Below are 20026 nucleotides of genomic sequence, written 5' to 3'. Positions count from 1 at the left end.
TTGCTTTAACCCCGCGCCGCGCCGATTCATTTGCTCATTCTCTCCAACACTGCTCCCCAGAAAAACTCCCTGTCCGGCGAATCCGGCGGGGTGGCGTATTGGCTCGTCAGCGTGAAGTCGCGGCGACCGGCGAGAAAGTGGTCGATTCTTTCCTGATTTTCCGTTGGATTAAGCGTGCAGGTGATGTAGATGATGCGTCCGCCAGGGGGCAGACTCGCGGCCGCTTGCTGGAGGATGCGGTCCTGGAGGGCGATCAGGGGCGGGATGTCCTTGGGGGTGCGTTTCCACTTGCTGTCCGGGCGTCGGGCCAGCACGCCGAGACCGGAGCAGGGCGCGTCCAGCAGGATGGTTCGGGGGTGCTCCTTCCAGGGCGAAGGTGCGTCGGCCCGGGCCAGGACCACGGGGATGGGGGGCAGGCCCAGGCGGCGGAGTTCCTGGACGAGGCCGCGCAGGCGGACCGCGTTGGGATCGCTCGCCCATACTTGGCATTGGCCCCGTTCCAGAAGATACGCGGCCTTCCCGCCTCTTCCCGCGCAGGCGTCCCAGACCGGCTCAGGCCAGGAGCCCGCGCCAAAGGCATGCAAAATCCGTTGCGCTTCCAGGCTTTGCCGGGAGATGGCCCCGTTTTGGATGTCCTCGGTCAGGTCCGGAAACGCGCGGCGGGCTGTTTCACGTGAGCAGGCGATGCTGAAGGGGTCGAGGATTTCCAGTTCCGAGGCAAAGGCCTCAATCTGACGGACCAGGGCCTCCCGCCTGGGATGCAGCGGGTTGATCCGCAGCCCCAAAGGAGCAGGCGCGGACTGGGCCTCGGCCAGCCTGGATGCCGTGTCCAGGCCGTAGCCGTCAATCCACAGATCAACAATCCAAAGCGGCAGGGAATGGTAGCGGGAAAGAAACGTCCGCTCGCCAGTCCGCTCATCTGGCGCGTCCCGGCGATAGAAATCCGGGTCAAGCAGGGCCTGGGACTGTTCAAAAACCCACGTTATCCAGGCCGAAGCGACCTTGGCCAGGCCGCCCCCCCACTTCTTGCGCACCCGGTTGGTCAGCCAGGATCTGGTGGCGAACTCGGGAATCCGCTCCAGAAAAAGCGCCTCATATCCGGCCAGTTCCAGGGCCGTCCGGCACTGGGGCGGCAGATTGCCGGGCTTGCGCAGGAACCGGTCCAGACAAAAGGCCAGCCTGCCCTTGTGGCGCAGATAACCGTAACATAACTCCGACGCCAGGTTGGCGTCCCGGATGTCCAGCTTGCGCTCACGGATCTGGCCGTCCAAGGCAGACTGCGCGTCCTCGCCCCGCATGATCCGGCCCAGGGCGGCCAAGGCCGCGAGGCGGGCCGGGGGGATGGTTGGTTGGGGCATGTTATGGCGTCAGCTTCGCGCGGATACGGCCAAAAAGCGTTGCAGGGCGGCTTCGATGTTTGGCAGGTCTACCAGGGTGTCCAGGCAGGGGCCGAAGGGACGTTGGTTGAGGACGCCGTAGACCGGGATGGGGTAGGTGTCCTGGATGCCGCTGGAGAGGTCTCGGGCACAGGCCACGGCGATGATCAGCTTGGGCTTGTTCTGGACCACGATCCGCCGGGCGATGGTACCGCCCGTGGCGATGGCGATGCGGATGCTGTAGGTCTCCGCCAGGCCGATCAGTCCGTCCAAGGGGCATTCTCCACAACGTTTGCAGTGGTTGATGTCGTAGGTCAAGCGTCGGGGGCAGCGGGAATTTTGCAGGCAGTGGGGCAGCAGAAGCAGTATTTCGTGAGGCTGGAACCGGCCTCGTTCCGAGGTCACCAACTCGTTGTTCACCTTGATGAAGGACAGTCGGATGTCGTCCCTGGGAATGTTGAACAGCCGTCCCAGAAGGGTCATCAGGGGCAGAAAGAGCTTGATGGTGATCCCTCGAAACCGCGAACTGAGAGGAAAGCTGCGGCCCAAAAGAATGTTCAGGACCATTCCTATGGAGGACCAGAGGATCATGGCCCCCAGGGCCAGCAGGGCGACGGCCAGCAGACCTGATGCGAAAGGATGGATGTTTTGCAGGCCGATGAAGGGGATCAACCACAAGAAGGCCAGGATCAGACAAAGCAGGAACGACGTGGCCAGTATCAGGCCGATGAACAGCCGCTTTCCGGGATTGGAGACCGTTTCCAGGAATTCCGGGTCCAGCTCCTGCTTCCGATCCTGCTTTTGGGGCGGCTCAAGCGGCTTCAGGGGCATCAGGATTCCTCGGGTGGGGGCCCGTCCGACCCGTCCGGCTCGTCCGGCCCCAGGCAAAGGTTGTCACCCGGACGGAATTGGCGCAGATAGCCGCAGCGAAAAGCCTGAGCGTCCATGCGCTTGGCGTCGGACGGATGGAAATGGCGGACCAGATAGGCCTTGTCCCGGCAGGCGATGGTCAGCATGTCGTCCTGCATGCCGATGAACGAGCCGGGAGCAGGCTTGTCGCCCTCAAGCGGCTCGCCAATCTGGCCGGGATGTACGGCGACCTTGCGTTTGGTCTGGTTTTCCCCAGGCAAAAAAAAGTAGGCTCCTGGCCAGGGGTGCATGGCCCGGATGTGGTTATGCACGGTTCGGGCCGGTTGGTCCCAGTCGATCAGCCCCATGTTCTTGGTCAGTCGGGGTGCATACGTGGCCAGGGAGTGATCCTGCTCCACGGCGATCAGCGTGCCGGCCCGGTGCCGGTTCAGGGTTTCCAGCAGCAGCCTGCCGCCTTGGGCGGCCAAAGTGTCATGCAGGGTCTGAGCCGTGTCGTTGATGTCCACGCCCATGGCCCGCTGCAGGAGGATCGGCCCGGTATCCATGCCTTTGGCCATGCGCATGATGGTGATCCCGGTGACCGGGTCTCCGGCCAGCAGCGCGGCCTGGATGGGCGAGGCACCCCGATAGCGCGGCAGCAGGGAGGCGTGCACGTTCAGGCAGCCGTGTTTGGGCAGACCCAGCACCGTTTCGGGAAAAATCAGCCCGTAGGCCGCGACGATGAAGAAGTCCGCCTGAAAGGCTTCCAATTCGGCGACCATGGCCGGATACTTGAGCGTCTCCGGTTGGATCACCGGATAACCCTTGGTCAGGGCCAGCTCCTTGACCGCTGACGGTTTGCAGGCCCGGCCCCGGCCGCAGGGACGGTCCGGCTGGGTGACCACGGCCAGAATGCGGAGTTGTTGATCCGTGCTCAAGTCGTTCAATATTCGGGCGGCAAAGGGCGGGGTGCCGAAATACACCACCCGCAATGGGTCGTCGGAATCGGGTGCCATCACGGAGGATGGAATGGTGAGGGGCGTCAGCGTTTCTTGAGCCATTTTTTCAACTTCTGCTCGTAGAGCGAGCGTTTCAGACGGCTGATCTTGTCGATGAAAAGCACGCCGTCCAGGTGGTCCAGTTCGTGTTGGAGGCAGATGGCCAGCATGCCGTCCACCTCCATCTCAACGGGTTGGCCCTCCAGGTTCAGGGCCTGCAACCGGACGCGCTCGGCCCGCTGGACCTTGCTCCGGTAGTTCATCACGCTCAGGCAGCCTTCGCTGGATTCCACCCGGCCCTGGGTCTCCACGATCCGGGGGTTGACGAAAACCAGCGGCTCCTCGCGCCTTTCCGGGCCGGTCGTGTCCACCACGATCAATCGGCAGGACTCGCCCACCTGGGGGGCGGCCAGGCCGAGCCCTTCCTTGTGGTACATGGTCTCCAGCATGTCCTCGGCCAGTTGGCAAATTTCCGGGGTGACGGTCTCGATTTCGGCCGCGGTCTTGGCCAGAATCGGGTCAGGATACGTCAGTACGGGGCGAATCATCAGCCGAACCTACTTTACCGCTTCCCTGGCCTTCAATCCCAACTCGCGCAACTGGACGTTGGAGACGGGCGAAGGAGCCTGGGTCATCAGGCACGAGGCCTTCTGGGTTTTGGGGAAGGCGATCACGTCCCGGATGGAGGCCGATCTGGTCATCAGCATCACCAGTCGATCCAGGCCAAAGGCGATCCCGGCATGGGGCGGGGCGCCGAATTCCAGGGCCTTGAGGAGAAAGCCGAACTGCCCACGGGCCTCTTCTTCGTTGATTCCCAAAGCCGCGAACATCCGTTCCTGTAGGGTCGCGGAATGGATGCGCACCGATCCGCCGCCGATCTCGTAGCCGTTCAGGCACAGGTCGTAGGCCTTGGCCAGGGCCTCGCCGGGCCGATCAACCAGGAGCCCTTCATGGCCGTCCTGGGGGCTGGTGAAGGGATGGTGCCGGGCCACCCAGCGTTGGGCGTCCGGGTCGTGCTCCAGAAGCGGAAAGTCCGTGATCCAGACCGGCTGGAAGCTGGCTTCGTCCACCAGGTTGAACCGCTGGGCCAGTTCCAGGCGCAGGTTGCCCAAAGCCGCGTTGACCACATCCGGGGAGGCGGCCTGGAAAAAGACGATGTCGCCTTCCTTCAGCCCCAGGGCCGCGGTCAGCCCGGCTCGTTCTTCGGGAGAGAGGAACTTGGCGATGGGCGACTGCCACTCGTCGGCCTTGATCTTGATCCAGGCCAGACCCTGGGCCCCGTAAATCTTCACGAATTCCGTCAACTGGTCGATGTCGTTGCGGGACAGGGTCGATCCTCCGGGCAGGACCAGGGCCTTGACCAGCTTGGCCGAGGCGAACAGCTTGAACTGGGAACCGTGGACGATGTCCGTGACGTCGTGCAGCAGCAGTTCGAAGCGGATGTCCGGCTTGTCCACCCCGTAGGCGCCCATGGCTTGGTCGTAGGTCAGGCGGGGAAACGGGTCGGGCAGGTCGATGTCCAGGGACTCTTTGAACACCTGGCGAATCATCCGCTCGGCCAGATCCATGACCTGGGCCTGATCCACGAAGGACAGCTCCAGGTCGATCTGGGTGAACTCCGGCTGGCGGTCGGCCCGCAGGTCCTCGTCGCGGAAACAGCGTACAATCTGATAGTAGCGGTCCATGCCCGCGACCATGAACAACTGCTTGAAGAGCTGCGGCGACTGGGGCAGGGCGTAGAACGAGCCCGGATTCATGCGGCTGGGGACCAGGAAGTCCCGCGCGCCCTCGGGGGTGCTCTTGGTCAGGATCGGGGTTTCCAGTTCCAGGAAGCCTTCCTGGTTCAGAAAACTCCGGAAGGCCTGGGTGGCCTTGTGCCGCAGAATCAGATTACGGGTGCACTGGGGACGGCGCAGATCCAGATAGCGGTACTCCAGGCGGGTGGACTCGGTGACCTCCACCCGGTCCTCAATGGGAAAGGGCGGGGTCTTGGCGCTGTTGAGCAGCTTCCAGGAACGAACCTCCACTTCCACGTCCCCGGTGGGCAGGCCTGGGTTGCGCATGCCTTCGGGCCGGGCGCGAACCACGCCCTGAATGGCCAGAACGTACTCGGAGCGCAGCACGTGGGCCCGGGCATGGGCCTCGGCGTTGATCTCCGGATTGAATACAACCTGGGTCCGTCCGTGCAGGTCGCGCAGGTCGATGAAGATCAGCCCGCCGTGGTCCCGGCGAAACTGGACCCAGCCCATCAGGCAGACCTCCCGATCCGTGTCGTCAATCCGCAGTTGAGAGCAATGATGGCTGCGTCGCCAATCGCCCAGGGCCTCGCATTCGCGCTGTGGTGTGGTTTCGGTCATGGGAAGAAAATCCTTACGAAAGATGATGTGTCAGTAAAGTTGTCGGCTACGCGCCGCCCGCCATCCGGCTCAGCAATTGTGAGGGCAAATCCGCTTCGGACAGGACGAACTGTTCACCGTCGCGCATGTCCTTGACCGCTACGGTGCACTGGGCCGCTCCATCCGGATCAAGCATCAGCGCGAAGCGGGCCCCGGCCTTGTTCGCGGAGCGCATCTGGCTTTTCAGGCTGCGGAAGGCGTAGGGGAACTCCACGGAAAAGCGTTGGCCGCGCAGAACCTGGGCGATCTCCAGGGCTTTTTCCAGAAGGGGTTCGGCATGCACGGCAATGTACACGTCCACCCCGGGATCCGGCTGCTCGGGGGCCAGCATGGCCAGACGTTCCAGACCGCAGGCAAAGCCGATGCCCGGCACGTCCGGGCCGCCGAGCTGTTTGACCAAGCCGTCGTAGCGACCGCCCCCGGCCACCGAGGACTGGGCACCGATGCTCGTGGAGACCACTTCGAAGGTCGTGCGCTGGTAGTAATCCAGGCCGCGGACCAGCAGGGGATTGAGCGTGACCTGGAGCCGGGAGCGGCCCAGCAGGTCCGTCACGGCGTCAAAATGCACCCGGCAGGAGTCGCAGTTATGATCCGTGATCACCGGCGCGCCCGTGGTCAAGGCCTTGCATCCGGGAACCTTGCAGTCCAGCACGCGCAGGGGATTGGTGGTCATCCGCCGCCGGCAGTCCTCACACAGGCCCGTCTGGTCCACGTCCCGGAGATAGTCCTCCAGGGCGGCTCTGAACGTCGGTCGGCAGGCGGCGCAGCCCAGGCTGTTGAGCTGGTACTCCAGGCCGGTCAGGCCGATTTCCGAGAGAAAGCGGTGGAGCATGAACAGCATGTCCACGTCCACGAGGTGGGAGGCTGATCCCAGTATTTCGACGTTGATCTGATGAAACTGGCGCTGGCGGCCCATCTGCGGGCGCTCGTAGCGGAACATGGGGCCCAGGGTAAAGAACTTGAGCACCTCGTCCTGGCGCAGCAGCTTGTGCTGGATGCAGGCCCGCAGCACTCCGGCGGTGGCCTCGGGCCGCAGCGTCATGGAGCGGCCCTTGCGGTCCGGAAAGGAGTACATTTCTTTCTGGACCACGTCTGTCTCGTCGCCGATGCCCCGCACGAAGAGTTCCGTGTACTCGATGATCGGCGTACGCAATTCCCGGCAGCCATACCCGGCGAACACGTCCCGGGCCGTGGCCTCTATGGAGGTGAACAGATCGCTTTTCGGCGGAAAAAGGTCCACGAATCCTTTGCCGCTTTGTATCATGGTCATTTGTGTTTCCTTGAGGGGTGGGGACAACAAAAGCAGGCCAATGGGCCTGGAGTGATGGGCGGTCCTTGCCCGAACCCGTCACCAGCATCTCAAAAAGCGAAACTGAATTTTTTAGCGCAATCAAGGTAGCCTGTCAAAAACGCGTCAATCGACTTGCAGAGCAAACCCGCTCTCTTGGAAATCGCAATCGCAATCGCAATCGAAATCGAAATCGGAATTGGATAATCCCGTGTAACTTACTTCGGTTAGACCATCTTCTTGACTGACATTCGATTTCGATCACGATTTCGATTTCGATTTCGATTCAGATAGCGGGGTTGAGAACTCATCTGCCAGCCATTGGCTCCTTTGCCCGAGAAATCGTTTCTGTTATCCTCGACGAATGCAAGCGCATCAAGGAATAGCAGAAAAGGGACAAACCAAAGGAGACGCCAGCATGACCACGCGAGCCATGGGCTTCGTCGGTTTTCATAAATCCGGCAAAACAACCTTGGTGACCCAGGTGGCCAAATATTTGCGCGACCAGGGGCACCGGGTGGGGATCATCAAAAGCAGCCATCATCCTTTTGATCTGGGCGGGACGGATACGGACAAACTGGCCGGGACCGGATGTCCCGTAGCCGGGATCAATCCGGACCAGACCATGGTCGTGCTGCCCCAGGCCATGCCGGTGACGGCCGCCTGGTCCCTGCTGGACGCGGACATACTCCTGGTGGAAGGCGGCAAGAAGCTGACCTTCCTGCCCCGGATCATTTTGCCGCGAACCGAGCCCGGTTCCGCGGACGATCCCGCCGCCTTGGCCGACGGCCTGGCCCTGGCCGCCTGGGAGCAAGAGAGGACGACGGGCCTGCCTGTCTGCGCAGCCGTGGAGGAGGTCGCGGATTTGGTGCTGCAGCGCGGTTTTTTATTTCCGGCGCTGAATTGCGGGGCTTGCGGGCGAGAGGACTGCGGGGGGCTGGCCCGGGACGTGGTGGCCGGAAGGGCCGTTCCCGAGGATTGCAAGGCAGTTGAGGACGCCTTTGCCGTGCGCGTCAACGGCGTTCCCTTGGGCATGAATCCGTTCGTGGCCAGGATCATGGCCTCAACCCTGCGTGGCATGTTGTGTCAGCTTAAGGGCTACGCACCCGGGGCCATTGACGTTCATCTCGGCCCGGCATCCGGAGGGGCGTCATGAAGGAGTCATTTTTTCAGGTCGTTTCCATCTCCCGGTTCGTCGAGGCCCTGAAGACTTTTCCCCGCACCGCGACCCTGGAACGGGAAATCGCCGAAGCCTTCGGCATGGTCCTGGCCGAGCCCGTGGTCGCGGCCGAGGATCTGCCCTTGATGCACCGCTCCTGCGTGGACGGTTACGCGGTGCGGGCCGCGGACACCTTCGGAGCCTCCGAGTCCAACCCGACGTATCTGGACCTGGCCCTTACCGTGGCCATCGAGACCCCGTCCGACGTCGTCTTGGAACCGGGAACCTGCGCCCGGATCACCACCGGCGGGTGTCTGCCCCAGGGCGCGGACGCCGTGGTCATGGTCGAGCAGACCCTGGAGATGGGGGGGCAAGGAACATCGGTTTCCGTGGGCGGGTTGGGCGGCGCGACCATTGAGGTCCACAAAACCCTGTCCCCCTGGGACAACGTGATGCTCCGCGGCGAGGACGTCCAGGCCGGAGAGACGCTGCTTCAGCCCGGTACGCGCCTGGACGGGGCCAGGATCGGCCTGCTGGCGGCCCTGGGATATTCGCGGGTCCGGGTCCATGCCCCGGTCACCGTAGGCATCCTGTCCACCGGCGACGAGGTGGTGGCCGTGGACCAGCCGGTGCGGCCCGGGCTGGTCCGGGACGTCAATTCACATACTCTCGCGGCCCTGACCCAGGCCGCCGGAGCCAGGGCCGTGCGCCTCGGGCTGGTCCGGGACGACCTGCAAGCCCTGGCCGCGGCTTTGGAAAAGGGGCTGAAGGAGTGTGACGTGGTTCTGGTTTCCGGAGGCAGCTCCGTGGGAACCAGGGATCACTCCCTGGAAGCCCTGGAACGGCTGCCCGGCGGGGAGATCCTGGCCCACGGCGTGGCCATGAGTCCCGGCAAGCCGACGATTCTGGCCCGGACGGAAACGGATTCCGGTTTCAAGGCGGTTCTCGGCCTGCCCGGCCAGGTGGCCAGCGCCCAGGTGGTGATGCAGGTCCTGGTCCTGCCCTTCCTGGCCCATCTCCAGGGCCTGGATCACGCCTTCGACCTCGGCCCCCTGGAGACAGTTCCGGCCCGCCTGTCCCGGAACGTGGCCTCCCGGCAGGGCCGCACCGACTTTGTCCGGGTCGCCCTGAGCCGGGTCGCGGACGGCGGCCTCACGGCCACTCCGGTCCTGGGCAAATCCGGCCTGCTGAAAACCCTGCTCCAGGCCCAGGGGCTGATGGAGATTCCGGAGAACCGGGAAGGGTTCACCGCCGGAACCGAGGTCCTGGTTCGGCCGCTGGTTTGAGGTGTGAGACACTGTTCGCAATCCTTCATCCTGTTCAAAAGTTAAGAGAATCGAAATCATGCCCAACTCCAATCTGGTCGTCATTGCCGTGGGCGGCAATTCGCTGATCAGCGAAAAGGAAAAGGTCACGGTGGAGGATCAGTACGAGGCCATCCGGGAGACCGTGCGCCACGTCGCCGACGTCATCGAAGCGGGCCACCAGGTCTGCGTCACCCACGGCAACGGTCCCCAGGTGGGCTTTATCCTGCGGCGTTCGGAGATCGCCCGGAAGGTGGCCGGGATGCATCCCGTGCCGCTGCCTTCCTGCGTGGCGGACACCCAGGGCGCCATCGGCTGGCAGATCCAGCAGGCCCTGTCCAACGAGTTGCGCCGTCGCGGCCTGGGTGCGACCAACCGCGGCATGGCCGTGAGCGTGGTCACCCAGGTTTTGGTGGACGTGGACGACCCGGCCTTCGCCGACCCGGACAAGTTCGTGGGCGAGGTTTTTCAAGAGGCGGACCTGCCCGTTTTGCGCGAGGAGTATCCGCACTGGGTGCTCAAGCCGGACCGGGGCCGGGGATGGCGGCGGGTCGTGCCCAGCCCCAGGCCGCTGGAGATCGTTGAACTGCCCGTGATCCGCTCCTTGCTGGAGCAAGGTTTCAACGTGGTGGCCGTGGGCGGTGGAGGCGTGCCTGTGGTTCGCGGCGAGGACGGAGAGCTGCGTGGAGTGGCCGCAGTCATCGACAAGGATTTGGCCACCGGCCTGCTGGCCACGGCCCTGGGCGCGGACCTGCTGGTGGTTTCCACTGCCGTACCCAAAGTCAGCCTGAACTACGGGGCTCCGGATCAAATGGACCTGGACGACGTTACGGTGGAGGAGATGCGGACCTACCTGGCCCAGGGGCATTTCCCTCCCGGAAGCATGGGGCCGAAGATCGCGGCGGCCATCGACTTTCTCGCCAAGGGAGGCAAGGAGGTGGTTATTACCAGCCCGGAGAACCTGAGGAACGCCCTGGAGTCCGGCGGCGGAACGCGCATTTTCCCATATCGGCCGACTCGGCTTTCGGTCGGACAATCGTCGTAGGGGCGGCCCTGGCGGCCGCCTTGGATGGGCGTGACAACGCGGAGCAGCAGAGCATGCTGGCTGGCATTTCATGCAATTGCGTAGAACTAGGGCAGGCGCGAGGCCTGCCCCTACGGTAATTTTTCAAGATGCGCCGAAAGAAAAAGCCCTCGCCGGGGAATCCCGGCGAGGGCTTTTTGGTTGATTGAAAGGGGCGGAAAGCGGTTCAGCTTTCGATGGAAATGCGCTTGGTCCGGGCCTTTTCGCTTTTGGGCAGAGTGACCTTCAGCACCCCGTTCTTGAATTTGGCCGTGACCTTGTCGGACTGGACTTCCGTCGGCAAGGGGATGGAGCGGCTGAATCTGCCGTAGGAGCATTCGCGATGCACGGCATTTTTCTTTTTCTCCTCTCGTTCCTCTTTCTTCTCGCCGCGCAGAACCAGATAGTTGTTTTCAACGTGCAGTTCCACGTCCTCAGCCCCCAAGCCCGGCAGTTCGGCATTCACCAGCACGGCCTGTTCGGTTTCGGATACGTCCACCGCGGGCATCATTTTTCCAAATGATTCCCTGGCTGGAAACGGAGACGAGAAAAACGGCTCCATCATGCTGAACAAATCCGGTTGTCGCGTACTCTCGACATTGCCTTTGGGTCGCAACACGGGAAAGAAGCGATTCAACATGGAAAACACCTCCTCATGCGATCATCAGCGTCGTTTGCTTTGGTTCAAGGTTATTCCAGCTCCACCTGAATCTTGCGGGGCAGGGCTTTCTCCGCCTTGGGCAGATGCAGCTCCAGAACGCCGTTCTTCAGGGTTGCCTTGATCTTTTCTCGGTCCACGATGTGCGACAGGGTGAAGGCCCGGGTGTATTCCACATTGCCGAATTCCACGTGAATCCGGTTCTCGTTGGCTACTCCATGGTAGGCGGACTTGCCGCCGATGCGCAGTTCGTCGTCCGAGAGGTCGATGACCAGATCCTCCTTGCGCACCCCGGGCATATCCACATAGATGAAGAATCCGTCGCCGGTTTCCAGGATGTCGGTGGCCGGCTTCATCCTCGGCAATCCCTTGGCCTCTGTTTGGGCGATATCTTTGCTCATGGTTCTCCTCCTGTGACTAATTCATGATGTCGATGGAAATCTTACGGGGCTTGGTGTCCTCGGACTTGGGCAGCCGGATTTCCAACAGACCGTTCTTGGCCACGGCCTTGACCTTGTCCACGTCCACAGGGGCGTTGATGTTCACCACCCGCTGAAAATTTCCCGTGGGGCGTTCCTGACGGAAGTACTTGCCTTTTTCGATCTTCCGCTCGCCCTTGATCACCAGGGTCGAATCCGTAAAGGTCAGGTCGATGTCCTCCACGCTGACCCCGGGAATTTCGCAGCGTACATACAGAGCGTCCGCGTCCTCGCTGATGTTCAGCGGAGGGTAGGCGACCCTGCGTTGACTGATGTTCAGAGGGCCCCACAGCTCGTTGAAGACCCTGTCGAAATTGTCCATGCCGCCGTAGAAGGGACTCGTGTCGATAACCATGCTATATACCTCCTTATACAAGATGAGTGTTGCCTTACGGTCCTCTAACTAAACACGGGAAAGAGGCTGTCAAGATAATGACGAGAAAAATTATTTGTCAAAAATATCAAATTATTTTGTTATTTTGCAGATGGTTGTATGTCCTTCGTTGCTCCGTGGTGAAGTGCCCGGTACATCCGACACATTTCGCGGTTGAGCGCGATGCAGGAAAACGACGAGTTGAAGAAAGGGAGGTGCGATGAGTCATGAACAGCAAAGCCGGCCATCCGAGCTGCTTCAGTCCTGGGCGCGGCTGCTTGATCCGAATCATATCCCCGGGCCGGTTCTGGATCAGGCCTGCGGAGATGGGCATAATGGGATATTCGCGGCCCGACACGGCCTGGAGGTGATTTGCTGCGACCGGTCCCGGCCCGCCCTGCGGCGGGCGCGGAGGGAGGCCGGGGCCCAGGGGGTGCGGATCAGGTTGTGGTGGACGGACCTGGAGACAGCGGACAGAGCTCCGTTGCCGGAAAACACGTTCGGCGCGGTGCTGGTCTTCCGCTACCTGCACAGGCCGTTGATCCCGGAAATCCGTCGGGCCGTGCGCCCTGGCGGATATGTGATCTACGAGACCTTCACCGTGGGCCAGCCCCAATTCGGCCCCCCACGCAACCCGGATCATCTGCTCAAGCCGGGAGAATTGGGGGAGTGGTTCAGGGACTGGGAGGTGCTGCATCGGTTCGAGGGCGTCCTCACCGACCCGGACCGGGCCATGGCCCGAATCGTGGCCCGTAAACCGAGCGATTGAAGCTGGTTTGGAGACTTACATCAGATGCTCGGCGATTCCCAGCCTGGAGCACACCATCGGCCAAACCCGCCCAAAGACCTCTTCCGGCTCGCCTTGCGCCGGAATCACGGCGTAGCGGTCAGGATTTTCCGCGGCCAAAGTCAGGTAGCCGTCCCGGATGCGTTGGTGAAAGGCCGTCTCTTCGGCCTCGAACCGGCCTTCGCTTTCGGTTTGGCCTTGGTCCGCGTTGCGGGTTCGGGCCCGGGTAAGGCCGGTTTCCACGGGCAGGTCCAGGATCAGGGTCAGATCTGGCAGGCAGCCGTCCACGGCCACGGCGTTGAGCCGGTGGATCAGGGAGACGTCCAGCCCCCGCCCGTAGCCTTGATAGGCCACGGTGGAGTCCGTGAACCGGTCGCAGAGCACCACCGTGCCCGCGGCCAAGGCCGGGCGGATCACCTCGGCCACGTGCTGGGCCCGGTCGGCCAGGTACAGGAACAATTCGCTCAGCGGCGTCAGCCCGTCGCCTTCCCGCCCCAACAACAAAGCCCGCAACCGCCCCCCCAGGTCGCAGCCTCCCGGCTGCCGCGTCCAGAGCGCCGGAACGCCTCGTTGCTGGAGATGGTCGAGCACCATCCGACTCTGCGTACTCTTGCCGCAGCCCTCTATACCTTCGAACGTGATGAGCATGATTTATCCGAAAAAAGCTTGAATTCTGGTTGAAGGAGATTGAGACAGCGAGTATATGGTCAAGATAAAAGGGAAATATATGGAATATCCGTTGGTTGTGGAGAACTGTCGACGATCAGACAAGTACTTCCGCGGAGATGGCCCATGACCATTCCCTGTATCTCTCCAGAGCCGCAATAGCGGAAACAGTCTTGACCGGCTACTGCTTGCCGACGCGGCCATTCTTCGGCCATCACGATGCATGTGGACTGATCATCCGGGATCGGTTAGCTATCCGCCTAATGACAAACAATAACAGTAGAGGCAAATCCCTCGAATCCTGGATCTGGGAGGCGGCCTGCTCTATCCGTGGCGCCAAGGATGCACCGAAGTATAAGGATTTCATTCTGCCGCTGATCTTTACCAAGCGGCTGTGCGATGTCTTCGATGACGAGGTCAATCGCATCGCGGCGGAGGTCGGTTCGCGCAAAAAGGCCTTCCAGCTGGTCAAGGCCGATCACAAGCTGGTGCGCTTCTATCTCCCCCTGCTGCCGGAAGACCCGGAAGAACCGGTCTGGTCGATCATCCGCAAACTCTCCGACAGGATCGGCGAAGGCGTCACCACCCACATGCGGGCCATCGCCAAGGAAAACCCTCGCTTGCAGGGCATCATCGACCGCGTCGACTTCAACGCCACCACCCACGGCCAGCGGGATATCGACGACGACCGGCTCTCCAACCTGATCGAAGCGATCAGCACCAAACGCCTCGGACTCGAGGACGTCGAGGCCGACATCATCGGCAAGAGCTACGAATACCTGATCCGCAAGTTCGCCGAGGGCGGCGGCCAGAGCGCCGGCGAGTTCTACACCCCGCCGGAAGTCGGCGTCATCATGTCAAAGGTGCTTCAGCCGGAGCCCGGCATGGAGATCTACGATCCCACCTGCGGTTCCGGCGGGCTGCTCATCAAGTGCGAAATCGCCATGGAAGAGGCGGCCAAAGGCAGGAAGCGCACCGTCGCCCCGCTCAAGCTCTACGGCCAGGAATACACCGCCGACACCTGGGCCATGGCCAACATGAACATGATCATCCACGACATGGAAGGCGAGATCGAGATCGGCGACACCTTCAAGAACCCCAAATTCCGCAACAAGCAGGGCAGACTCCGCACCTTCGACCGCGTCGTGGCCAATCCCATGTGGAACCAGGACTGGTTCACCGAGGCCGACTACGACAACGACGAACTCGACCGCTTCCCGGCGGCGGCCGGCTTCCCCGGCAAATCCTCCGCCGACTGGGGCTGGGTCCAGCACATGCACGCCAGCCTGAATGAAAAAGGCCGCGCCGCCGTGGTCCTGGACACCGGCGCGGCATCCCGAGGATCGGGAAATGCCGGCACCAACAAGGAAAAGACCGTCCGCCAATGGTTCGTCGACCACGACCTCATCGAGAGCGTCCTCTACCTGCCCGAAAACCTCTTCTACAACACCACCGCCCCGGGCATTATCCTGTTCCTGAACAAGGCCAAGCCCAAGGAGCGCCGGGGCAAGATCCTGCTGGTCAACGCATCCCAGGTCTTCGAAAAAGGCGACCCCAAGAACTTCATCCCGGATGAGGGTATCCAGCGCATCGCCGACACCCTCATCGGGTGGAAAGAAGAGGAAAAACTCAGCCGCATCGTCGATCACGCCGAGTTGAAAAAGAACGACTACAACATCTCTCCCAGCCGCTACATCCACACCTCGGATGCTGAAACCTACCGGCCCATCACCGAAATCGTCGCGGAACTCAAGGTCATCGAAGCCGAGGCAAAAGAGACCGACAAGGCCCTTAATAACATCCTCAGGCAACTCGGAATCGACGCATGAAGATCTTTATCAGCAGCGTGCAAAAGGAATTCGCCGCCGAGCGCAAGGCCCTGGCCGCATACCTTTCCGGGGATCCGATGCTGCGACGCTTTTTCGACGCCTTCCGCAGGAAAAAGCCTGAGTTGGGGGCCAAGTCTCGACTGGGTCGGAGCCAAGTCACGGCACCAGTCGCCGACCCAGTCACAGACCCAGTCGGTTCGCAGCTAAAGTCGCGGCTAGAGTCACGGCTAGAGTCGGCCTTGGCTGCGAAGGTTGTATTGGCCATTCAGGAGGAGCCACTCGGCAAGGCAAGCCTTGCCCCGATTCTAGGGCATAAGACCGTCTCCGGAGAATTGCACAAGCAGGTCAAGCGACTGGCGTATTCCACTATCATAGAACCCACCATCCCCGACAAACCCACCAGTCGCCTCCAGAAGTACCGGCTCACGGAAAAGGGACGGGCCGTGCTGGAGCTTTTGGCAAAGAACGGGGGACGCGAATGAGCGGCATCGTGAGCAGCGGACATAAAATCGGGCAAGTCATCCAGAGCGACGCCGGACTCGTGGCCGACGTGCGCTCTATGATCGAGCAAATCCGCGAGGGCATCGCACGGACGGTCAATGCGGAAATGACGTTGCTTTACTGGCGTATCGGCAAGCGAATTCAGACGGAAGTTCTTGGAAGTCAGCGTGCTGAATACGGAAAAGAGATTGTGCACGCACTGAGTGCACAATTGACAAGGGAATTTGGACGAGGTTTTGGGCGGCGGAACCTCTTCAACATGATCCGCTTCGCCGATGTATTTCCCGATCCTCAGATTGTGCACGCACTGAGTGCCCTGTCAAAGGCGGATGATGAGACTTCAGTTGTCCGGAAATCCCGGGCAACTGAAGACAAAGAATCCAAACAGAAGGGAGGCGGGAGATGAATGAGGAATTTCAAATCCATGCAACCGCAGATGACGCACATGAACGCAGGTATTTTTCTGAAATTATCTATCTGCGCAAATCTGCGCAATCTGCGGTTAAACCACTCTCGACGCAGGAAACGGACAAGACCTTGAGGGAGATTTTGGAGAAGATCGGGGTATGAGCGATTCCAACCTGCTCATTGAGCCGTTGCCTCCGGGATGGAAAAACCATCTGCTCGGAGATGTGTGCGACCGAGTGAAGGATTCGTATCAACCAGTTGACGACGGCGACACTCCATACGTCGGCCTTGAGCATCTTGCCCAAGGGTTTCCGACGTTCGTTGGCCGGGGAAAAGAAAGCGATGTAAAGTCCTCCAAGACCGCTTTCAAAGTTGGCGATGTTCTCTTTGGAAAACTTCGTCCGTATCTCCGAAAAGGAGCGCAAGCCGATTTCGATGGAGTGTGCTCAACGGATATCCTTGTTTTTCGCGCAAAAGCCCCCTGTAAGTCGGAGTTCTTGAAATTCGTCATCCACGCCGACGAATTCGTCGCCTACGCCAAATCCACGACGAGTGGGGTTCAGCATCCTCGGACATCATGGCCTTCATTGAGGGAATTCCGCCTTTCGCTTCCCCCACTCCCCGAGCAAAAGAAAATCGCGCACATCCTTTCGGCGGTACAGCGTGCGATCGAAGCGCAGGAGCGGATCATTCAGACCACCACCGAGCTGAAAAAGGCCCTCATGCACAAGCTCTTCACCGAAGGCCTCCGCAACGAACCCCAGAAACAAACCGAGATTGGGCCGGTGCCGGAAAGTTGGGAGGTGGTGGCGCTGAGCGATTGCGCGGTAGTTCAAACAGGAGTCGCCAAGGGTAGAAAGTTAAAAGCGGGAGAAGGAGTCGAGGTCCCATATCTTCGAGTGGCGAATGTCCAGGACGGCTACCTCGACCTTTCGGAGATGAAAACCATCACCATTCGTAAGAACGAACAGCAGAGATTCGCTCTCCAGGAAGGAGATGTGGTGCTGACCGAAGGCGGCGATTTCGACAAGCTCGGCAGAGGGTTCATCTGGCATGCCCAGATCAGCAACTGCGTCCATCAGAATCACGTCTTCGCGGTTCGTCCTGATACAACCAGAATTTCCAGTGAATTCTTTGCTTACCTATCACAAAGCCCCTATGGGAAGAGTTACTTCCTTTCAGTTGCGCACAAGACAACCAATCTCGCATGCATCAACACTACAAAACTGAAGGCATTCCCCGTTCTCCTCCCGCCGCAAGATCAGCAAAAAGGCATTGTCGATGCCTGTAGCAGCATCGATAGAAAAATCCGGATCGCTACATCGAAGAAAAACCAACTCCAAGACCTCTTCCGCACCCTCCTTCACGAACTGATGACCGCGAAGACTCGCGTTCACGAACTTGAACTTCCTATCGGAGGATGCCCTGCATGATTGAAAGAATTGAAATCTGCAAGGTCGCGACTTACGGCGCAGTGCCTGAGGCGCTGAGTGATTTGAAGGAGATTAACTTTGTCTACGGATCGAATGGAACCGGCAAGACAACGATTTCCCGAGTTATTGCAGATTGCTCTTCACACGAGCATTGCTCATTGGTCTGGCGGAGCGGCTCACCCATGGAGCTTCTGGTCTACAATCGGGACTTCGTGGAAAGGAATTTTAATCAGCCCGATGAGCTGAAGGGCATCTTTTCTCTCGGTGAGAAAGACAAGAATACGCTCGACAAGATTGATGCAGCCAAAACTGAACTTGATGAGATCAAAAAACAAATCGTCCAGCTCAAGGGCGTGTTACAAGGCGATGGGGGCAATGGCGGGAAACGTGCCGAGCTTGCAGATCTGGAGACCGAGTTTGAAGGCAAATGTTGGGACCTCAAATTGAGACATGATGCCAAGTTACAAGGAGCATTTGTTCGCGTCCGAGGAAAGAAAAGTGCCTTCAAGGCTCGCCTCCTGGAGGAATCGGTATCAAACTCCTCTGCGGCTACTTCTTTAACCGACCTCGAGAATAAAGCCTCGACGGTTTTCGGGGAGGCTCCTCAGGCGACCCTTACGTTGGCAGTTCCAAACGGAGCCAATTTAATCGCACATGAGACCAACGAGATCCTGAAAAAAAAGGTGATCGGAAAAACAGACGTCGATATCGCTGCGCTCATCCAAAAGCTCGGTAATAGCGATTGGGTTAAACAAGGCCGCGACTATTACGACACCAATAAACGTGTCTGTCCATTTTGCCAACAAGATACTCCGTTATCCCTGGAAAAGAGCTTGAACGAGTATTTTGATGAGACGTTTACTGCTGACACCGCGTCGATCGAAGAACTTTACACTGACTACAAAACAGATTCGGAGCGAATTCAGCGAAGCGTCCAAGCGCTTCTTGATAATCCGTCGAAATTTCTGGATGCGGATAAGCTTCAGTCCGAAAGTGAACTGCTTGCGTCAAAAATTCGGATAAACATTCAGCGCATTGAGGATAAACGCCGTGAATCGAGCAAATCTGTTGAACTGGATTCCCTGAAGAACGTTCTTGACGCGATTAACAAGCTTGTCGAAGATGCAAACGTGGCGATTCTGAAGCACAATATAATGGTTTCGAATCTTGAAGCCGAACGCACTCAACTAACCGGCCAGGTATGGCGCTACTTGCTCGATCACGAAATTAAGGCTGACCTAGCGGCCTATATTGCCAAGAAAAAGGGAATCAAGAAAGCCATTGAGAGCCTCGAAACCAAGATTGTGGAAGGAACGGAGGATCAGCGAACCAAAAACCAAGAGATCAAGGCTCTAGAGAAGAATACGACGAGCATTCAACCAACAATCGACGGCATCAATGCTCTACTTCACTCCTTCGGCTTCACGGGTTTTGCCCTGGCAAAATCGGAGAGAGAACCGTTTTATAAGATTCAACGCCTGGATGGCTCTGACGCAAAGGAAACGCTCAGCGAAGGAGAAAAGAGTTTCATCACATTTCTCTATTTCTACCACCTTCTCAAAGGTAGCGAGAGCGAGACGGGAATGACCTCCGACCGTGTTGTCGTCTTTGACGATCCAGTCTCAAGCTTGGACAGCGACATTCTGTTTATCGTTAGTAACCTGATAAAGGGAGTATTCGATGAAGTACGGGCCGGCAGTGGGACGATCAAGCAGGTATTCGTGCTGACTCACAACGTGTATTTCCACAAGGAGGTCTCGTTCCACCCGAATCGATGTGCAGACGGACGTTTGAAGGATGAGACATTTTGGACGGTGAGAAAGTCCAACCAAGAATCAAGGTTTCGGCATCACGAGACAAATCCGATCAAGACATCCTATGAGCTTCTATGGATTGAAGTGCGCAATCCTGATCGGGACAATCTCGCAATTCAGAACACGATGCGGCGGATACTTGAAAACTACTTCAAGATCCTCGGGAACGTTAACCCCGATGACATCTGCGCTCATTTTGAGGGCAAAGAAAAGCTGATCTGCCGGTCGTTATTCTCCTGGGTTAACGATGGATCACATTTTGCCCACGACTCTCTTTACGTCTCGATCGACGACTCAATGGTCGATAGCTATTTGAGGGTCTTTAAACGGATCTTCGACGAAACGGGACACATTGCCCACTACAACATGATGATGGGCGTAACCGTGACTCCCGAAATGGTGGAGACTGGAGTCAGCGACACCACCTCCCTGAACCAATGCCCAACCCCTCCGAACACAAAACCGTCCAGTACCGAATCCTCGCCTACGCCGAGGCCATCGGATGGACATTCGTACACCGCGAGGAAGCCGAACGGCGGCGTGGATTCGACCCCGACGTGCCGGCTGCCTATCGCGCCAAGAACCGTTCGCTTTTCTTCGACGACCTGCTCGACCCCAAAATTGGGAAAGCCATAACTCTGAGGG

Annotated in this window: 20 protein-coding genes; 10 read left to right on the top strand and 10 right to left on the bottom strand. The window is 59.6% G+C overall.

The features are described 5' to 3' along the window. Positions 1 to 26: 26 nt before the first annotated feature. Genes GY33_RS0100840 through hisS form a run of 6 tightly spaced genes read right to left on the bottom strand, consistent with a single transcriptional unit; the run spans position 27 to position 6889 of the window. Complete coding sequence (locus GY33_RS0100840) at positions 27 to 1358, bottom strand: RsmB/NOP family class I SAM-dependent RNA methyltransferase (RefSeq protein ID WP_031385517.1); 1332 nt, start codon at positions 1356 to 1358, stop codon at positions 27 to 29. A gap of 9 nt (positions 1359 to 1367) precedes the next feature. Further along, complete coding sequence (locus GY33_RS0100835) at positions 1368 to 2207, bottom strand: DUF116 domain-containing protein (protein WP_051822152.1); 840 nt, start codon at positions 2205 to 2207, stop codon at positions 1368 to 1370. Next, positions 2207 to 3241 (bottom strand): methionyl-tRNA formyltransferase, encoded by a 1035-nt coding sequence (fmt, locus tag GY33_RS0100830; protein ID WP_051822241.1) that lies wholly within the window; start codon positions 3239 to 3241, stop codon positions 2207 to 2209. The genes GY33_RS0100835 and fmt overlap by 1 nt, the downstream gene beginning before the upstream one ends. A gap of 26 nt (positions 3242 to 3267) precedes the next feature. Further along, positions 3268 to 3771: a peptide deformylase gene (gene def, locus GY33_RS0100825; RefSeq protein WP_031385514.1), complete on the bottom strand. Its 504-nt coding sequence runs from the start codon at positions 3769 to 3771 to the stop codon at positions 3268 to 3270. A gap of 9 nt (positions 3772 to 3780) precedes the next feature. Further along, the gene (gene aspS / locus GY33_RS0100820) at positions 3781 to 5580 is read right to left on the bottom strand and encodes an aspartate--tRNA ligase (protein WP_031385513.1); all 1800 of its coding nucleotides are present in this window, start codon (positions 5578 to 5580) and stop codon (positions 3781 to 3783) included. Positions 5581 to 5626: 46 nt separating this feature from the next. Then, positions 5627 to 6889 (bottom strand): histidine--tRNA ligase, encoded by a 1263-nt coding sequence (gene hisS, locus GY33_RS0100815; RefSeq protein ID WP_031385512.1) that lies wholly within the window; start codon positions 6887 to 6889, stop codon positions 5627 to 5629. 436 nt (positions 6890 to 7325) lie between these two features. On the opposite strand from hisS, the gene GY33_RS0100810 reads away from it, so the two are divergent. Genes GY33_RS0100810 through GY33_RS0100800 form a run of 3 tightly spaced genes read left to right on the top strand, consistent with a single transcriptional unit; the run spans position 7326 to position 10415 of the window. Then, positions 7326 to 8063, top strand: a complete 738-nt coding sequence (locus GY33_RS0100810; protein ID WP_031385511.1) for a molybdopterin-guanine dinucleotide biosynthesis protein MobB — start codon at positions 7326 to 7328, stop codon at positions 8061 to 8063. Further along, the gene (locus GY33_RS0100805; protein WP_031385510.1) at positions 8060 to 9352 is read left to right on the top strand and encodes a molybdopterin molybdotransferase MoeA; all 1293 of its coding nucleotides are present in this window, start codon (positions 8060 to 8062) and stop codon (positions 9350 to 9352) included. Before GY33_RS0100810 ends, GY33_RS0100805 begins: the two co-directional genes overlap by 4 nt. Positions 9353 to 9410: 58 nt before the next feature. After that, positions 9411 to 10415 (top strand): carbamate kinase, encoded by a 1005-nt coding sequence (locus GY33_RS0100800; protein ID WP_051822151.1) that lies wholly within the window; start codon positions 9411 to 9413, stop codon positions 10413 to 10415. A 205-nt stretch (positions 10416 to 10620) separates the two neighbouring features. Here the strand turns inward: GY33_RS0100800 and GY33_RS18850 are convergent, their stop codons facing one another. From GY33_RS18850 to GY33_RS0100785, 3 genes are read right to left on the bottom strand one after another with little or no spacing between them, the layout of a single operon-like run. Then, on the bottom strand, positions 10621 to 11073 hold the full coding sequence (locus GY33_RS18850) for an Hsp20/alpha crystallin family protein (RefSeq protein WP_035270944.1): 453 nt from the start codon (positions 11071 to 11073) through the stop codon (positions 10621 to 10623). Between the two features lie 50 nt (positions 11074 to 11123). Continuing rightward, complete coding sequence (locus tag GY33_RS0100790; protein WP_031385507.1) at positions 11124 to 11492, bottom strand: Hsp20/alpha crystallin family protein; 369 nt, start codon at positions 11490 to 11492, stop codon at positions 11124 to 11126. Positions 11493 to 11508: 16 nt separating this feature from the next. Further along, the gene (locus tag GY33_RS0100785; RefSeq protein ID WP_031385506.1) at positions 11509 to 11925 is read right to left on the bottom strand and encodes an Hsp20/alpha crystallin family protein; all 417 of its coding nucleotides are present in this window, start codon (positions 11923 to 11925) and stop codon (positions 11509 to 11511) included. A 238-nt stretch (positions 11926 to 12163) separates the two neighbouring features. Here GY33_RS0100785 and GY33_RS0100780 point away from each other — a divergent pair, with 238 nt between their 5' ends. Further along, positions 12164 to 12712: a class I SAM-dependent methyltransferase gene (locus GY33_RS0100780; RefSeq protein WP_031385505.1), complete on the top strand. Its 549-nt coding sequence runs from the start codon at positions 12164 to 12166 to the stop codon at positions 12710 to 12712. A gap of 15 nt (positions 12713 to 12727) precedes the next feature. On the opposite strand, the gene tmk is transcribed toward GY33_RS0100780, so the two are convergent. After that, on the bottom strand, positions 12728 to 13378 hold the full coding sequence (gene tmk, locus GY33_RS0100775; RefSeq protein ID WP_031385504.1) for a dTMP kinase: 651 nt from the start codon (positions 13376 to 13378) through the stop codon (positions 12728 to 12730). Positions 13379 to 13569: 191 nt separating this feature from the next. On the opposite strand from tmk, the gene GY33_RS0100770 reads away from it, so the two are divergent. The 6 genes from GY33_RS0100770 to GY33_RS0100745 are packed head-to-tail and all read left to right on the top strand — an operon-like array spanning position 13570 to position 20017. Further along, positions 13570 to 15225, top strand: coding sequence for a type I restriction-modification system subunit M (locus GY33_RS0100770; RefSeq protein WP_200874816.1), 1656 nt, complete (start codon positions 13570 to 13572; stop codon positions 15223 to 15225). Then, positions 15222 to 15707 carry a Fic family protein gene (locus GY33_RS21485; RefSeq protein ID WP_051822150.1) on the top strand — a complete coding sequence of 162 codons (486 nt, stop codon included), beginning with the start codon at positions 15222 to 15224 and terminating at the stop codon, positions 15705 to 15707. Before GY33_RS0100770 ends, GY33_RS21485 begins: the two co-directional genes overlap by 4 nt. Beyond that, on the top strand, positions 15704 to 16132 hold the full coding sequence (locus GY33_RS0100760; protein WP_031385501.1) for a DUF1016 N-terminal domain-containing protein: 429 nt from the start codon (positions 15704 to 15706) through the stop codon (positions 16130 to 16132). The genes GY33_RS21485 and GY33_RS0100760 overlap by 4 nt, the downstream gene beginning before the upstream one ends. After that, positions 16129 to 16296: a hypothetical protein gene (locus GY33_RS21175; protein WP_153304571.1), complete on the top strand. Its 168-nt coding sequence runs from the start codon at positions 16129 to 16131 to the stop codon at positions 16294 to 16296. The genes GY33_RS0100760 and GY33_RS21175 overlap by 4 nt, the downstream gene beginning before the upstream one ends. Next, positions 16293 to 17567: a restriction endonuclease subunit S gene (locus tag GY33_RS19475; RefSeq protein WP_051822149.1), complete on the top strand. Its 1275-nt coding sequence runs from the start codon at positions 16293 to 16295 to the stop codon at positions 17565 to 17567. The genes GY33_RS21175 and GY33_RS19475 overlap by 4 nt, the downstream gene beginning before the upstream one ends. Continuing rightward, positions 17564 to 20017: an AAA family ATPase gene (locus tag GY33_RS0100745; RefSeq protein ID WP_084184701.1), complete on the top strand. Its 2454-nt coding sequence runs from the start codon at positions 17564 to 17566 to the stop codon at positions 20015 to 20017. The genes GY33_RS19475 and GY33_RS0100745 overlap by 4 nt, the downstream gene beginning before the upstream one ends. The last annotated feature ends 9 nt before the right edge of the window (positions 20018 to 20026 follow it).

The organism is Desulfonatronum thiodismutans (genome assembly GCF_000717475.1).
Taxonomy (GTDB): domain Bacteria; phylum Desulfobacterota; class Desulfovibrionia; order Desulfovibrionales; family Desulfonatronaceae; genus Desulfonatronum; species Desulfonatronum thiodismutans.
This window is presented reverse-complemented; position numbering and strand designations above follow the sequence as displayed.

Coding starts and splice junctions, on each gene's coding strand:
- GY33_RS0100790 (WP_031385507.1), bottom strand. CDS start 11,492: ATGAGCAAAGATATCGCCCAAACAGAGGCCAAGGGATTGCCGAGGATG.
- GY33_RS21175 (WP_153304571.1), top strand. CDS start 16,129: ATGAATGAGGAATTTCAAATCCATGCAACCGCAGATGACGCACATGAA.
- aspS (WP_031385513.1), bottom strand. CDS start 5,580: ATGACCGAAACCACACCACAGCGCGAATGCGAGGCCCTGGGCGATTGG.
- GY33_RS0100780 (WP_031385505.1), top strand. CDS start 12,164: ATGAGTCATGAACAGCAAAGCCGGCCATCCGAGCTGCTTCAGTCCTGG.
- GY33_RS0100840 (WP_031385517.1), bottom strand. CDS start 1,358: ATGCCCCAACCAACCATCCCCCCGGCCCGCCTCGCGGCCTTGGCCGCC.
- GY33_RS0100800 (WP_051822151.1), top strand. CDS start 9,411: ATGCCCAACTCCAATCTGGTCGTCATTGCCGTGGGCGGCAATTCGCTG.
- GY33_RS18850 (WP_035270944.1), bottom strand. CDS start 11,073: ATGTTGAATCGCTTCTTTCCCGTGTTGCGACCCAAAGGCAATGTCGAG.
- GY33_RS0100745 (WP_084184701.1), top strand. CDS start 17,564: ATGATTGAAAGAATTGAAATCTGCAAGGTCGCGACTTACGGCGCAGTG.
- GY33_RS21485 (WP_051822150.1), top strand. CDS start 15,222: ATGAAGATCTTTATCAGCAGCGTGCAAAAGGAATTCGCCGCCGAGCGC.
- tmk (WP_031385504.1), bottom strand. CDS start 13,378: ATGCTCATCACGTTCGAAGGTATAGAGGGCTGCGGCAAGAGTACGCAG.
- GY33_RS0100810 (WP_031385511.1), top strand. CDS start 7,326: ATGACCACGCGAGCCATGGGCTTCGTCGGTTTTCATAAATCCGGCAAA.
- fmt (WP_051822241.1), bottom strand. CDS start 3,241: ATGGCACCCGATTCCGACGACCCATTGCGGGTGGTGTATTTCGGCACC.
- GY33_RS19475 (WP_051822149.1), top strand. CDS start 16,293: ATGAGCGATTCCAACCTGCTCATTGAGCCGTTGCCTCCGGGATGGAAA.
- GY33_RS0100835 (WP_051822152.1), bottom strand. CDS start 2,207: ATGCCCCTGAAGCCGCTTGAGCCGCCCCAAAAGCAGGATCGGAAGCAG.
- hisS (WP_031385512.1), bottom strand. CDS start 6,889: ATGACCATGATACAAAGCGGCAAAGGATTCGTGGACCTTTTTCCGCCG.
- GY33_RS0100785 (WP_031385506.1), bottom strand. CDS start 11,925: ATGGTTATCGACACGAGTCCCTTCTACGGCGGCATGGACAATTTCGAC.
- def (WP_031385514.1), bottom strand. CDS start 3,771: ATGATTCGCCCCGTACTGACGTATCCTGACCCGATTCTGGCCAAGACC.
- GY33_RS0100760 (WP_031385501.1), top strand. CDS start 15,704: ATGAGCGGCATCGTGAGCAGCGGACATAAAATCGGGCAAGTCATCCAG.
- GY33_RS0100805 (WP_031385510.1), top strand. CDS start 8,060: ATGAAGGAGTCATTTTTTCAGGTCGTTTCCATCTCCCGGTTCGTCGAG.